This window comes from Hymenobacter aranciens (genome assembly GCF_030580865.1).
Lineage (GTDB): Bacteria > Bacteroidota > Bacteroidia > Cytophagales > Hymenobacteraceae > Hymenobacter > Hymenobacter aranciens.
Map to the genome: position 1 here is coordinate 297241 of NZ_JAUQSY010000007.1, position 13996 is coordinate 311236.

Below are 13996 nucleotides of genomic sequence, written 5' to 3' on the forward strand. Positions count from 1 at the left end.
ACTTGTTCGTTCCTTACACCGTGAGGCGCTGCGTCTGCGCGTTGCTGCGCACCACGTACACCGGCCGCCAGCCCGGCGAGCCAGGGAAAATAGGCGGTGCCGGCGGCATCAGCGGTGACGCTGGCCACGGGCCTAGGGCGTCGCACTCTACGCTGGCGTTGGATTCAGGCCGGCTACGGTCACGCTGGTGCGGGTAGGGTTTGAGATGAGGGTTGCGGAAGTTGTAGGGCGTGGGGCTGGCCTTCATTTCGCCAATCCGCTCAAACGCTTTGCCATCCCCACTGCACCTCGGAACGGGCGCTGTGCTGCTCGCTGGCGATGGTCCACTGCAAACGGGCCGCGTTGCCTTCGGCCGCTGCGGTGAAGCTCAGCAGCCCGACCGGTAGCGGTGCGCTGGTGCCGGTGAGGTAGAACTCCGAGAAGTAGTTGGCCACGGTAGCCTCCGCCGCAGCCCCAGCCAGCACCACGAAGGTGAAGCCGGTGTCGGTATTGCTGCTGTTACTGGCCAGGGGCCCATTGGCGCCGTTCACGCTGAAGGCCACTAGGCCCGCCAGGGCGGTGTCATTTGGCATTGTTCGGCCTTTTTGCCGACGGTGAAAAGCGAGACCTAACCATCAATTTTGCTTAGCTTGCCCATCAGTTCAACTAAGTTGAAAGTAAAAGTTTGAGTGTATCTGTTTGTTTTGCAAATTAATTTGTATAACCGCATGCAGGTTTTGATTTCGCAGTCAGCTACTTTACTTTTGCGCTGTTCTAACCACAGAAACCCACCCTCATGGACGCCTACACCTACGTGGCCAACGCCGACGCCGCCGCTATCGAAACCCTGTATCAGGCCTACCAGCAAGACCCGGAATCGGTTGATTTTGGCTGGCGCAAGTTCTTTGAAGGATTCGACTTCTCGCAGCAGTTTCCCGAAGGTGCCCCGGTAGTGGGCGGCAATGGCAACGGCAGCCAAACGGCCGCGCCCGCCAAAGCGGCCCAACCCGCCCCCGGGCCCCAGCCCGACGACTACGGCGTTCTGAACACCTCAGCCTCAACCAATAATGCAGGCAGCTTCGCCACTGGCGAAACGGCTGGCGACAAGGAAACGGCCGTGCGCAACCTCATCCACGCCTTCCGCAGCCGCGGCCACCTGCGCGCCAAAACCAACCCGGTGCGCGAGCGCAAAGACCGCCAGGCCCGCCTCGACCTAGCCGATTTCGGCCTCGGCGAAGCTGACCTCGACACCGCTTTCCGCAACGGCGAGGCGCTGGGCCTGGGCCCCAATGCCAAGCTGCGCGACATCGTAGCGGCGCTGGAAAAAATCTACACCGGCAGCATCGGCTTCGAGTACATGTACATCCGTGACCCGCAGGTGCTCGACTGGTTTCGCGCCAAGGTGGAGAAGGATTCGCTGGCCTTTAACCCCGGCGTGGAATACAAGAAGCGCATCCTCAAGAAGCTGAACGAGGCCGTGGTTTTCGAAAACTTCCTGCATACCAAGTTTTTGGGTCAGAAGCGCTTCTCGCTCGAAGGCGGCGAAACAGCCATCCCGGCGCTGGATGCCATCATCGGCAAAGGCGCCGAGCTGGGCGTGCAGGAGGTGATGATTGGCATGGCCCACCGCGGCCGCCTGAACGTGCTGGCCAACATCATGGGTAAAACCTATGAGCAGATTTTCAGTGAGTTCGAAGGCACCGCCGTGCCCGACCTCACCATGGGCGACGGTGACGTGAAGTACCACATGGGCTACAGCTCGGAAGTGGAAGCTGCTGGCGGCCAGAAAGTCAACCTGAAGCTGGCCCCCAACCCCTCGCACCTTGAGGCGGTGAACCCGGTGGTAGAAGGCTTCGTGCGCGCCAAAATTGAGCACCAGTACGCCGACGACTACCACAAAATCCTGCCCATTCTCATCCACGGCGACGCTGCCTTGGCGGGTCAGGGCATCGGCTACGAGGTGACGCAGATGTCGCAGCTGGAAGGCTACAAGACGGGCGGCACGGTTCACTTCGTGATTAATAATCAGGTGGGCTTCACCACTGATTTTGAGGATGCCCGCTCGTCCATTTACAGCACCGACGTAGCCAAAATCATTGACGCGCCGGTACTGCACGTGAACGGCGACGACCCCGAAGCGGTGGTATTTGCCGTGCAGCTGGCTACTGAATACCGCCAGCAGTTCCACGGTGACATCTTTATTGACATGGTGTGCTACCGTCGCCACGGCCACAACGAGTCGGACGAGCCAAAATTCACCCAGCCCACGCTCTACAACGTCATCTCGAAGCACCCCAACCCGCGCGAGGTGTACAACGCCATGCTCGTGAAGCGCGGCGACGTGGATGCCGAGCTGGCTAACCAGATGGACCGCGAATTCCGCGACACCCTACAGGCCCGCCTCGACATGGTGAAACAGAAGCCCTTGCCTTACAATTACCAGGTGCTCGAAAACGAGTGGCGCAGCCTGCGCCGCTCCAAGAACGAGGACTTCGAGCAGTCGCCCGAAACCGGCATCAGCGAAGAAACCGTGGAGCGCGTGGCCAAAGCCCTGACTACGATTCCCGACGGCTTTAAGCCCATCAAGCAGATTGATAACCTGCTGAAGGAGCGCCGCAAGATGTTCTACGAAACCCGCGTGCTGAACTGGGCCGCCGGCGAGCTGCTGGCCTACGGCTCGCTGCTGACCGAAAAGCACATTGTGCGCGTGAGCGGGCAGGACGTGCAGCGCGGCACCTTCTCGCACCGCCACGCGGTGCTGCACGATGTCGAAACCTCGGCGCCCTATAACTCACTCAACCACATGGAGGGCGAGCACGAAAAGCTGAGCATTTTCAACTCCCTGCTGAGTGAGTATGCGGTGCTGGGCTTCGAGTTCGGCTACGGCATGGCTAACCCCACGGCGCTTGTGGTATGGGAGGCGCAATTCGGCGACTTCGCCAACGGCGCCCAGACCATGATTGACCAGTTCATCGTGAGCAGCGAGAGCAAGTGGCAGCGCATGAATGGCCTGGTGATGCTACTGCCCCACGGCTACGAAGGCCAGGGCCCCGAGCACTCCAACGCCCGCCCCGAGCGTTTTCTGCAGCTGGCGGCCGAGAATAACATCGTGGTAGCCAACATCACCACGCCCGCCAACTTCTTCCATGCCCTGCGTCGGCAACTGACCTGGAATTTCCGCAAGCCGCTGGTAGTGATGTCGCCCAAGTCGATGCTGCGCCACCCGCTGTGCGTATCGCCGGTGGAGGATTTCACCAACGGCAACTTCCGTGAGGTGCTGGGCGACAGCTTCGCCGAAGACAAAAAAGTGAAGCGCGTGCTGCTGTGCTCGGGCAAAGTGTACTACGATTTGCTGGACGAGCAGCAGCAGTCGGGCCGCAAGGATGTGGCCATCATCCGCCTGGAGCAGCTGCACCCCTTCCCCAAGAAACAGCTCGACGCGGAGCTGGCCAAGTATCCCAAGGCCAAGGTGTACTGGGTGCAGGAAGAGCCCGAAAACATGGGCTACTGGAACTACCTGCTGCGCTTCATGCGCCGCGAGCTCGAAGACGTGATTGCGCGCAAGCCCTCGGCCTCGCCGGCCACCGGCTACAACAAAATCCACGTAAAAGAGCAGAAGGAGTTGGTAGCCCGCGCCTTCGACAAGCCCAAAGAAGCCGTAGCCGACGACAACATCAAGGAAACGGCCGAAATAGCCAAAAAGCAAGATTAAAGGCATGTAGCGCATGCTTTAGCTTGCGCCTCGCCTGCTGCCGAACAAGCTAAAGCATGTTCTACAAATGATAACCGAAGAGCAAATCCAGGCCGTAGTGCGGCGCATCGTCGAAGGCTACCAGCCCGACCAGATTATTCTGTTCGGCTCGTACGCCTACGGCACGCCCAACGAACATAGTGACCTGGATTTGCTGATTATCAAGCGAAATGCGGAAACTAAACGGTCGGAGCGCTCCATTGCCGTGCGAAATCTATTGTGGTATACCGATGCACCATCAATGGATATTATCATTCGGACGCCGGAAGAAATGGCGAAGCGCACAGAGCTCTACTATACTGTAGAGGCGCAGGCATTACAGAAAGGAAGACTGCTGTATGCCAACGCCTGACCAAACCCGAGTTGCGACATTGCTTGCTACTGCCGATAACGATATGGGCATGGCACAGGTACTGCTGCAAAACGCTGCGCACTACTACGAAGGTATTGGATTTCATTGTCAGCAGGCGGTTGAAAAATACCTGAAGGCAATGCTGGTGACGTATGGCCTGACGGTGCCTTATACCCACGATTTACCTCGCTTGTTAAATGACCTAACGCCATTTATTGTCTTCACAGCTGATGAGAGACTGGCAGCAGTAGCCTTATTCGACTTTGCCGTCGACTTCCGCTATGAGTTGGATGACGCTCCTAGCTATACCTCGGCCGACCTGCTGGATATGGCCGGGTTGTTTCAAGCCAGGCTGCGCCCGCTGGCCCAGGCTTTCCTGATTTAATATTACGAACTTCATTCCCTCGCTTTCACCACTCATGCCCACCGAAATCAAAATTCCCGCCGTCGGCGAATCCATCACCGAAGTCACCATCGCGAAGTGGCTCAAGAAAGACGGCGAGGCCGTAAAGCGCGACGAAGTCATTGCCGAGCTGGAGTCGGACAAAGCCACCTTTGAGCTGCCCGCCGAGGCCGACGGTGTCCTGAAAATCCGGGTGCCCGAGGGCGAAACCATTGGCATCGGTACCGTGATTGCCGAGCTGGATGGCGCTGGTGCTCCCGCTGCTGCCCCGGCCGCCGAGGCTCCGAAAGCTGAAGCTCCAAAGGCCGAAGCCCCTAAGGCCGACCCCATTGCCCAGGGTGAAGAAAACCCTGCCGCCAGCAATCAGGCCGGCTATGGCGGCACCCCGCCCAAAGCCGAAGGCGCCGCCCCGGCCAGCGGCGGTGGCTCCATCGAAATGAAAATCCCCACGGTAGGCGAGTCCATCACCGAAGTGACGGTGGCCAAGTGGCTGAAAGAAGACGGCGCCCAGGTGAGCCGCGACGAGGTGATTGCCGAGCTGGAATCGGACAAAGCCACGTTTGAGCTGCCTGCCGAAGGCAGCGGCATCCTGCGCCACGCCGTGAAAGAAGGCGAAACCATTACCATCGGGACCGTCATTGCCCGCATCGAAGGTGGGGGAGGAGCCGCTCCGGCCGCGCCCGCTGCCGCCCCTGCTGCTGAAGCCAAGCCAACTACGGCAACCCCGGCGCTGGCTCAGAACACGGGAGCCAGCACCTACGCCACCGGCGTACCCTCACCCGCCGCTGGCAAAATCCTCGATGAGAAAGGCATCAAGCCCGGCGACGTAAGTGGCACCGGCCGCGATGGCCGCATTACCAAGGAAGACGCGCAGAACGCCCAGGCCAAACCGGCCACTGCCCCGGCGCCGCAAGTAACTGCACCGGCAGCTACCGCCGCTGCTCCGGCTGCCGCCCCCGCCGCTACCGGCGACCGTACCCAGCGCCGCGAGCGCATGAGCAACCTGCGCAAAACGGTGGCCCGCCGCCTGGTATCAGTGAAAAACGAGACGGCCATGCTCACCACCTTCAACGAGGTGAACATGCAGCCGGTGATGGACCTGCGCGCCAAGTTCAAAGACAAGTTCAAGGAGAAGAACGGCGTGAACCTGGGCTTTATGTCCTTCTTCACCAAGGCGGTGTGCGTGGCCCTGCAGGAGTGGCCAGCCGTGAATGCCCAGCTTGACAACGGCGAAATCGTGTACTCCGACTTCTGCGACATCAGCATCGCCGTGTCAGCTCCGAAGGGCCTGGTGGTGCCCGTAATTCGCAACGCCGAGAAACTCAGCTTCGACGGTATCGAAAAAGAGGTAGTGCGCCTGGCCACGCTGGCCCGCGACAACAAGCTTACCATCGAGCAGATGACGGGCGGCACGTTCACCATCACCAACGGCGGCATCTTCGGCTCGATGATGAGCACTCCTATTATTAATGCGCCGCAGTCGGCCATCCTGGGCATGCACAACATCGTGCAGCGCCCCGTGGCCGAGAATGGTCAGGTGGTGATTCGCCCCATGATGTACCTGGCCCTGAGCTACGACCACCGCATTATCGACGGCCGCGAGTCGGTGAGCTTCCTAGTGCGGGTGAAGGAGCTGCTGGAAGACCCCACGCGTCTGTTGCTGGGCGTTTAAATAATTAGCTGTTAAGCATTAGCTGTTAGCCCTTAGCTGCTGGCTGTTAGCCTTCTTTAGAACAGAAGCTAATAGCTAGCAGCTAAGGGCTAACAGCTTTTTTAATATGGCTTGCCGTGCGTTAGTCCCAGAATGATGTCCGTCATAAACGGCAGCTTGCGCAGCACCCGGATACCCGCCGTGGTAAGCCAAGGCTGCCCGAATACCTGATGAATGAGCCGCCCCGCCGTGATGCGCAGGCTGAGCAAGCCGCGCCAGGCGCGGGTGTACTGCTGCTCCAACTCGGCGCGGGAGATGCGGCCGTCCAGAAAATCAAGCAGCAGCGGGTGCAGTAGCGCGCTGGCATTCATGCCCATGCTCATGCCATTGCCGGCCAGCGGCGCGATAGTGCCGGCCGCATCGCCGAGCATCAGGACGTGCGAATCGATGGTGGAACGCTCGCGGAAAGTGATTTGGGAAATGACAATCGGCGGGTTGGCTACGCGTTGGGCTTCTTCGAGATAGGGGCGCAGCAAAGGGTTCTGCATCAATACCTGCCGCTCCATTTCGGCCACGCTGTTGCCGTGGGCGCGCAGGTTGCGCACGTCGCTGATGTAGCTGCAGTTGGTGAGGCCCCCCGGCACCGGCGAGAGGCCGCAGTAGCCATCTTTGAAATTATGCATCTCTACTGTGGCGGCGGGGAAGTCGATGCCCGTCAGGTGATATTTGACGGCCACGAACTGCCGGCCTTTGCGGCTGTCTTCCAGGAAAGGGCGGTGGAGCTTGCTGTCGAGGTTAGCGTGCTTGCCCCAGGCGCCGCAGGCGAGGCGGGCGCGGTAGGTGGCGCCGTGGGCGGTGCTGAGGGTGAATTGCTCGTTGGCAAAAACCACGTCCGTCACCTTGGTGCCTTCGCAGATGGTGGCGCCGTGTTCGGTGGCCAGGCGCGCCAGCAGCTGGTCGAGCACGTAGCGGGTGATACCGATGCCACCAATGTCCAGCTTGTGATGCAGGGCCTCGCCGCTGGGCGACGACACCGTGAACTGCGTCATCACCGGCAAATTCATCCCGGCTAGCGGCACGCCAATGCGGCACAAGAAATCGTGGTTTTCCATCGAGATGTACTCGCCGCACACTCGGTGAAAGGGGTAGATTTCCTTCTCAAACAGCACCACGCGCCGCCCCGCCCGCGCCAGCTGCAAGGCCAGCGTGAGGCCCGCCACACCCCCGCCGATGATGGCGCAGTCGTAAATTACATCGTCGTGCATGAGGTAGGTAATGAGTAAGATGGAGTGTATAGACGCACTATTTTGCGTCTCGTCGTTCGCGTCGGATAAACAATTTCGTTCAACGACGAGATGCAAAATATTGCATCTCTATCTTGTTCTGTTGCGCAGCACGCGGGCGGCGAACAACACCCCGGCCGCCAGCAGGCAGGTATAGGCCGTGGCATTGAGCCACTCCGGCACTTTCATACCATTCTCCTTGATGATGTTAACAGCGGCGGATTCGTCTTTGTCGGCAATCTGCTGATTGATGGCGGCGTATTCGCGGCCGACGTGGACCAGCGCCCCGGCCAGCGGCAGCAGCCCGAGATAGGCCAAGGCGGGCAGTTTCGCGGAACGGTAGAGGTAGAACAGGCTGCCCAGCGTGACCACGCCCGCGCCGGCTACCATCGTCTGGGCCACGCGCAGGCTGCGGTGCAAACCCATGGCTACCACCATCGTGCGCAGGCCGGCGGCCTGGTCTTCGGTGTAGTCTTCGGCGTTGTTGAGCATCAGCACGGCCATTTGGAGCAGGCCGTAGGCGGCGGCCAGCGTGAGCATAGGCCGGCGCGGGAAGTGCGTAACGAGGCTGCTGGTGTAGGCCATTGGCCCGAAGAACAGGACCGCCCACAGCGCCGGCAATTGCCACAGCCCGCGCGACTTAAAATGCAGCGGCCGCCACGAATACTGGAAGCCCAGCGCCCAGCCAATGAGCGTGAGCGGCACGAACTGCCAGCGCCCGGTGTGCCGCGTCAGCCACACGCTGATGAGCACCGTGCCCGCCACTGAGGCGCGCATCTGCCAGCGCACGCCCATGTCGCCTAACTCGAAAATGGCGTTCGATAAATGGCTCTTGTACACGGCATCCACGCGGCGGTCGGCGTAGGCATTCACCATATCACCGAAGTTGAACAGCAGGTAGATACCCGTCAGGCCCACGTACAACTCCGGCGTTTTGAGGAAACTTAGGTTCTCGGCACTAAGCAGAATCGGAATAATGAAAATCGGCACCTCGGCCAGCAGAAACTCGGTGCGCCGCAGCGTCTTGCTGTTTTTCAGGAACTCACGCAGGCCGCGCTGGGCCGGCCGCGCCAGCAGGTTGATGCGTTGGATGTGCCGCTCGTTGGGGTTGAGAAAGGCGTCGCGGCCGTGCAGCAGGGCGTGGTTGTCGGCCAGCACAATGTCGCCATCGGCCCAGGTGTGGATGTAGAAAACCTCCGGCGCGTAGAGCGCGGTTTGCAGCTCGGCAATCAAGTCGGCTTCTGCCTCAGGGCTAGTATTCAACACTTCCACGCTCACCGGGTTGAGGTCGTACACGGGTTCGGCGAAGCGCAGGGTGGGCTCGGCCGTGACGGGGTGGGGCTGCACCAGCCGCTGGGTGAGCGTGCCGCCGTAGTGCACGATTTTCTCGGTGCGGTAGCGCAGCGTGGCGCGCTCCCAGCGCTGGCGCTGCCCGGGCGTGGCGCGGGCCAGCACCCGGATGGTATCGGCGAAGGTGGTGCCGCCGCGGTCTTCGGGGCGGGGGGCCTTCAGGCACTGGAAGAAAATGAGGTAGGGGATTTTGCCTACGAAAGCACCATCCCAGTGCAGCGGCACAGCGCTGGGCGTGTAGAGGTAGTTCTTGGCGTCGGCCTTCACTTTCAATTCGTTGATGGCCCCGAACGGCCATTGCAGCGGCTCACCCAATTGCTGGGCATAGAGCGCAAAAGCCGTTTTGTCGAACAGCTCGAAGCCCCGGAAAATCAGAATCCGGTGCTCGCGCACCCACTCCTCAATCTGCGCCGCCGGGATGGGCGCAATGGTCTGGCCGGGCGCGGTGGCTTGCACGAGCAGGCCGAAGGGAAACTGAGGTTCGAGGGTGTAGGCGGACATGGGAGAGGGGACGCAGGCGCTTGAGAGTACGCACAAAGGTGGCGCGCTGCGGCGGACTTTGGGGTGAAGAATTCAGCCCGATTGGTTAAGAATTCGGGCGCGCCACAAAATGGCTCGGCTGGCCATCCTGCTCGACAAGCTCGGCCCCCAACTCCTCCGCCTGCTGCCGCTTCATTAATAGGTAGTCGTCGGCGCGTAGCACCACCACGCCGTGCCAGGGCGTCAGCCAGTCGTCGACGGCGCGGGTGATGCGCAGGCCGATTTTGTCGGCGTGGGGGTGCTGCGGGTGGATGCTCAGGCGCAGGGCGTGCGGGAATTCCTCGGCCAGCAGGCGCGTCCAGGCGTTGCTGCGGCGGATGACTTCGTAAGCTACGGCCTTGCTTTCCTCTTTCACGCGGCTCTTGCTTTTGGCGGGCTCCAGCACCTGCCCGTCCTCGCTCACGAAGCGGTGAATACCGTTGAACATGGCCCGGTGGTGGGGCGTGTCGCGCACTTTGGCCTGCAAGTCGGCCAGCGGCTCGGCGTAGCGCTCCGTTATCCAGGCCCGGGCCGCGTCGAAGGACGGGGTTTCGATGAAATCCTCCAGGTTGAGGACCTCAATATCGCGGCAATCCAGCCTGGCAATGAGCTGCTGCAACACCTTATTATAAGCCGATACATCCGCGTCGCTCACCTGCACCAAATCGGCAAACACGCGGCCATCGGCGCAGATTTTCAGCCGCGCCCCCGGCGCGTACACCTGCCGGATGTCATCGCAGAGCTGCTGCAGAAAAGTCAGCGCGATTTCCTCCCCCAAATCGGGCAGCGTGCCCAGCACCTTCTGCTGGTTCGGCGACTTGGCCGGAAAGGCCGGCAGCAGCATTTCGATGGGTCGCTGCTGGCTGATAAAGTATTGCAGCTTGGGCAAGTGCAGCGCCAGACACTGCTCGCAAGGCTCGTTAGCCGCACAGTGCGTTTCCGAGTCCAGCACCTTGCGGTGCAGCATAATCAGCTTCAACACCCGCCGCGCCACCGTGAAATCTACCTCCGCATCGAGCTGCAGAAACTGCTCTACCACCGTGCCCACCTGCCCCAGCAGCAGCGGCGCCAGCGGATTTTGCAGCTGCGGCGCAGCCACGGCCAGCCCGGCGCTCAGCAATTCTAGCGCCTGGTTGGTGGCCTGCCCGCCGGGCGAGCGGTCGAGGCAGCGCAGCAGCAGGATGCTCCAGTGCGCGGCGTACAGCGTCTGGGCCAGCGCCGGGGCATTGGCGGGAGTATCGGTAGCGCCCTGCGCCACTATTGCCAGCAGCGCCAGGCCGCGCAGGCGAATATTCTCGGTTTCGGGACTGAAGACGTTGGTGGGCGCGTCGCTCACCAGCAAATCGGCCAGCAGCGCCCGCAAAGTGGCCTGATGCGGCGCCAGTAGCGCCAGTTTCTGCTGCATAAAGGCCTGGAAACGTAGGGCCAAAGGCCCGGCGGGGAGGTCTGCGGCCTGCAGTTCCAGCGCGTCGTGAATGCGCTGGTACAGTCCCAGTACGAAATCGTTTTTCGAGCCAAAATGTCGGTAAACCTCCGCCAACGGCGCGCCCGCCGCTTCGGCAACCTGTGCCACGCTCACCCGATGAAAACCCTGCTCAGCAAACAGGCGCAAGCCAGTATCTAGCAGGGTGCGGCGGTTAAGGGCTGGCAGATTGGAAGAAGCAACAGACATAAGAAATTCAGAAAAAGCCCTTAGCGCAACGAAGTTGAAACTACAGTATCGAAAGTGGCGACGACGGCCGCAGCCCCAGCCGCTGCTGAAACATGGCCCCGATGTGCTGCGCCCGCTTCTTGGCATCGTCCGCCCCTGGCCCGCTGAATAAGGAATCAACGCTGGCGTGAAACAAAGCCAGCCAGCGCTGAAAATGCTCGGCCCCAATGGGCAGCGGGAAATGCTGCGCCAACGGGCGGCCCTTGTAGCGGCTGGTGCCCAGCAGCACGCTGCTCCAGAAGTCGTACATCGTGGGCAGGTGATGGCTCCAGTCGACCTGCGCCACCTCCATAAATATGGGGGCCAGCAGCGCATCGGCGCTCACCCGCTCATAAAAGGTGTCGACCAGCTGAACGATGTCGGCCTCGGTGCGCAGGTCGGGAAGGGGCGGAGTAGACATGACGCAAAAATACGCGGTCGGCTTTCCGTTGCCGGTGCAGCGCCAGACGTCCGCTAGCCAACCCGACACTTCTGCCAGCGGTCCGGCCAAGCTTCCCCCCCCCGATAGTTTAAGACCCAATTTGCCCGACAGCAGCCGCCATTTATGGGTAAAACGGCAGCTTACGAGAAAAAAATACGGTTGGCTTGAAAAAAAATACGGCAGTTTGAGAAAAAAATCTTTCCAAAAAATGGAAAGCCTGTTTTGACCCACAATAACCTTGTTTTAGCACGGCCTTAAACCGTAAAAATTAGCTGATAGTTAGCCATGCAGCTTGCATGCTAAAGCAGGAAAATCACCCGGATTTTTTGCCTTTGGAATACTTAGATGGCAGGGCAAGGCCGCAGCCCTTTTGCTAAGTCCAGAAATGGGAAGCCGAATTGGCTGCTGAACGTGTTTTTTTGCCCGATGAAGTCGCGTTTTTGCCAGTTTAAAAAATTATTCAGGGTAGCAAAAAAGGAGTTGCAATCGTAGATTTGTGATGTCTTGTCCTAGCACCCTAAAACGGCCGCTTGTTTCTGCCCGCGAAAGCCGCGCAAGTCTTGAGGTCTTTCTATGGTCTGCTGCCGGACTGATGAACAAAAGCTTATCCTGTATAGGTAAGCAGCCGCCCTTCTATTAAGCTATAAAATAAACTGCCGCCCGGGTTGCTACCGTCTATACCGACGATAGTGCCAGCTTCAAAGAGCCCGGCGGTGCGATTGAAATGAACGCCCGGCTGCCTGTATTAGCGCCGGATTCCCGAGTTTTTATCCCTTAATCTTTTTACCACCCAACAATGGCATACTCTGCTACTTCCGCTGCCGGCAAAGCCGTGCAAGACATCATTTCTGACCTGCCCAGCCTGCTGGCCGTGGCGGTAGTCGACGCTACGTCGGGCATGGCCCTGGCGTCGCACTCCAACTCGCCCACGCTCAACCCCGAGACGGCGGCTGCTTACAACGCCGAAGTGGTAAAGCAGAAGCAGAAAGCCATGAGCGCCCTGAAGCTGCAAGGCGAGAAAATCGAGGACATCCTCATTTCCCTCAGCAACCAGCTGCACCTCATTAAGCTCAGCGACAACGGTACCAAGTTCATCTACCTGGCCGTGAACCCGCGCGATACCAACCTGGCTATTGCCCGCGAAGTGTTGCGCACCCACGTTGAGCAGCTCAATTAATTAATTCTAAGGCCGGCGACCGTTGGCGTGATTTTCTACCCACGTCACCCCAACTGTCGCCGGCCAAAAACCTCTTTTACACCTTTTAGCACGCAAATTTCGTCATGAAACTCACCGCTACCCCCTTCGACCCCCAGACCGGCGAACTGCTGCCGGTGTACCGCGACGCCTACCTGCGCGGCGACCTGAGCCGCGCTTCGGCCCGCCAGGTAGAAGAATACCTGCGCAAGGACGCCGATAAAGCCCACGCCACCGTAACGCGTTGGTACGAAATGAAATCGGAAGAAGAAACGGCCGCTACGCCCAACTGGGTGCAGAAGCAACTGACCTTCATCCGCGAGCAGCCGCAGCGCTTCCGGCAGCGGGCCCTGGGTATGGTGGCCGTGGCCGCCCTGCTGGCCGGCGCCTCGATGGCCGCCACCAACCTGCCCACCGACAACCTGCCGACGGACGCCGTTACCCCCGCCATCTTCGCGGCCATGCCCGAAAGCGCCACCCGCATGGTAACCGTGCAGGGCCGCATTCTGGACGAAAACGGCAAGCCCCTGGTGGGTGCCACCGTGCTGCGCAAAGGCACCGCTTACGGCACCAGCACCGATGCCAACGGCAGCTACGCCCTGCGCGTGCCCGCCGCCGAAGCCCACAGCGCCACCCTGCAATACGGCTACGCCGGCTACAACGACCAGGAAGTGAGCGCCGCCAGCACCACCGAAGCCGTTACGCTGCAACCCCGCGCCACGGCCAAAAAGCACCGTTGGCTGTTCTTCTAAGGTGTAACCCGAACCGCCGTTTCGGCGACGAGCGCCGGGAGTTCCGTGCGGCTATTGACGCCAGAATTCACCGGGCTCGTCGTCGAAACGGCGGTTCGCGCTACCCGCAGGTGGCGAAAAATTAAAACGATGTGAAAGCAAGAACCTACCGGAAGCACGTCGCTAGCAAACTCAAAGAATCACAGGAACAATCTCAATCCGCCACTATGGCTTATTCCACTAACAGCGCGGCCGGTAAGGCTGTCGAAGCTATTATCAACGACCTGCCCGGCCTGCTGGCCGTGGCCGTAGTCGACGTGACCTCGGGCATGGCCCTGGCCTCGCACTCCAACTCGCCCACGCTCAATCCCGAGACGGCAGCCGCTTACAACACCGAAGTAGTGAAGCAGAAGCAGAAGGCCATGAGCGCCCTGAAGCTGACTAATGAGTCGATTGAGGATATCCTCATCACCCTCACCAACCAGCTGCACCTGCTGAAGCTGAACCCCGCCGGTAACAAATTTATCTATCTGGCCGTGAACTCGCGCGAAACCAACCTGGCCATTGCCCGGGAGGTATTGCGCTCCCACGTTGACCAGATTAGCTAAGGGTCCATTGTTGCATACAGCTGAAAAACCCATCCGCCCTGC

Annotated in this window: 14 protein-coding genes; 8 read left to right on the plus strand and 6 right to left on the minus strand. The window is 60.2% G+C overall.

The features are described from left to right. Positions 1–13 precede the first annotated feature (13 nt). Complete coding sequence (locus tag Q5H93_RS12570) at positions 14–247, minus strand: hypothetical protein (protein ID WP_305006882.1); 234 nt, start codon at positions 245–247, stop codon at positions 14–16. A gap of 13 nt (positions 248–260) precedes the next feature. Beyond that, positions 261–572, minus strand: coding sequence for a hypothetical protein (locus tag Q5H93_RS12575; protein WP_305006883.1), 312 nt, complete (start codon positions 570–572; stop codon positions 261–263). A gap of 203 nt (positions 573–775) precedes the next feature. Between Q5H93_RS12575 and Q5H93_RS12580 the strand changes: the two genes are divergently transcribed. The 4 genes from Q5H93_RS12580 to odhB all read left to right on the plus strand — a co-directional run bounded on the left by Q5H93_RS12580 (position 776) and on the right by odhB (position 6157). Then, positions 776–3691, plus strand: coding sequence for a 2-oxoglutarate dehydrogenase E1 component (locus Q5H93_RS12580; protein WP_305006884.1), 2916 nt, complete (start codon positions 776–778; stop codon positions 3689–3691). Positions 3692–3758: 67 nt separating this feature from the next. Then, positions 3759–4082, plus strand: a complete 324-nt coding sequence (locus Q5H93_RS12585) for a nucleotidyltransferase domain-containing protein (RefSeq protein ID WP_305006885.1) — start codon at positions 3759–3761, stop codon at positions 4080–4082. Positions 4083–4101: 19 nt separating this feature from the next. Continuing rightward, positions 4102–4467 carry a HEPN domain-containing protein gene (locus tag Q5H93_RS12590; RefSeq protein WP_305006886.1) on the plus strand — a complete coding sequence of 122 codons (366 nt, stop codon included), beginning with the start codon at positions 4102–4104 and terminating at the stop codon, positions 4465–4467. Positions 4468–4501: 34 nt separating this feature from the next. Continuing rightward, on the plus strand, positions 4502–6157 hold the full coding sequence (gene odhB, locus Q5H93_RS12595; protein ID WP_305006887.1) for a 2-oxoglutarate dehydrogenase complex dihydrolipoyllysine-residue succinyltransferase: 1656 nt from the start codon (positions 4502–4504) through the stop codon (positions 6155–6157). A gap of 101 nt (positions 6158–6258) precedes the next feature. On the opposite strand, the gene Q5H93_RS12600 is transcribed toward odhB, so the two are convergent. From Q5H93_RS12600 to Q5H93_RS12615, 4 genes are all read right to left on the minus strand, one after another. Beyond that, positions 6259–7401, minus strand: a complete 1143-nt coding sequence (locus Q5H93_RS12600) for an NAD(P)/FAD-dependent oxidoreductase (protein WP_305006888.1) — start codon at positions 7399–7401, stop codon at positions 6259–6261. 108 nt (positions 7402–7509) lie between these two features. Next, on the minus strand, positions 7510–9270 hold the full coding sequence (locus tag Q5H93_RS12605; RefSeq protein WP_305006889.1) for a TauD/TfdA family dioxygenase: 1761 nt from the start codon (positions 9268–9270) through the stop codon (positions 7510–7512). 85 nt (positions 9271–9355) lie between these two features. Beyond that, complete coding sequence (locus Q5H93_RS12610; protein WP_305006890.1) at positions 9356–10960, minus strand: L-tyrosine/L-tryptophan isonitrile synthase family protein; 1605 nt, start codon at positions 10958–10960, stop codon at positions 9356–9358. Between the two features lie 40 nt (positions 10961–11000). Next, entirely contained in the window at positions 11001–11399 is a 399-nt protein-coding gene (locus Q5H93_RS12615) for a group III truncated hemoglobin (RefSeq protein WP_305006891.1), read from the minus strand. Between Q5H93_RS12615 and Q5H93_RS12620 the strand changes: the two genes are divergently transcribed. The 4 genes from Q5H93_RS12620 to Q5H93_RS12635 all read left to right on the plus strand — a co-directional run bounded on the left by Q5H93_RS12620 (position 11398) and on the right by Q5H93_RS12635 (position 13954). Next, positions 11398–11646: a hypothetical protein gene (locus Q5H93_RS12620; RefSeq protein WP_305006892.1), complete on the plus strand. Its 249-nt coding sequence runs from the start codon at positions 11398–11400 to the stop codon at positions 11644–11646. The genes Q5H93_RS12615 and Q5H93_RS12620 overlap by 2 nt on opposite strands. A 570-nt stretch (positions 11647–12216) precedes the next feature. Then, a complete protein-coding gene (locus tag Q5H93_RS12625; RefSeq protein WP_305006893.1) occupies positions 12217–12597 on the plus strand; it encodes a hypothetical protein in 381 nt (126 codons plus the stop codon). A 104-nt stretch (positions 12598–12701) separates the two neighbouring features. Next, positions 12702–13367 (plus strand): carboxypeptidase-like regulatory domain-containing protein, encoded by a 666-nt coding sequence (locus Q5H93_RS12630; RefSeq protein ID WP_305006894.1) that lies wholly within the window; start codon positions 12702–12704, stop codon positions 13365–13367. A gap of 206 nt (positions 13368–13573) precedes the next feature. Then, positions 13574–13954, plus strand: coding sequence for a hypothetical protein (locus Q5H93_RS12635; RefSeq protein ID WP_305006895.1), 381 nt, complete (start codon positions 13574–13576; stop codon positions 13952–13954). The last annotated feature ends 42 nt before the right edge of the window (positions 13955–13996 follow it).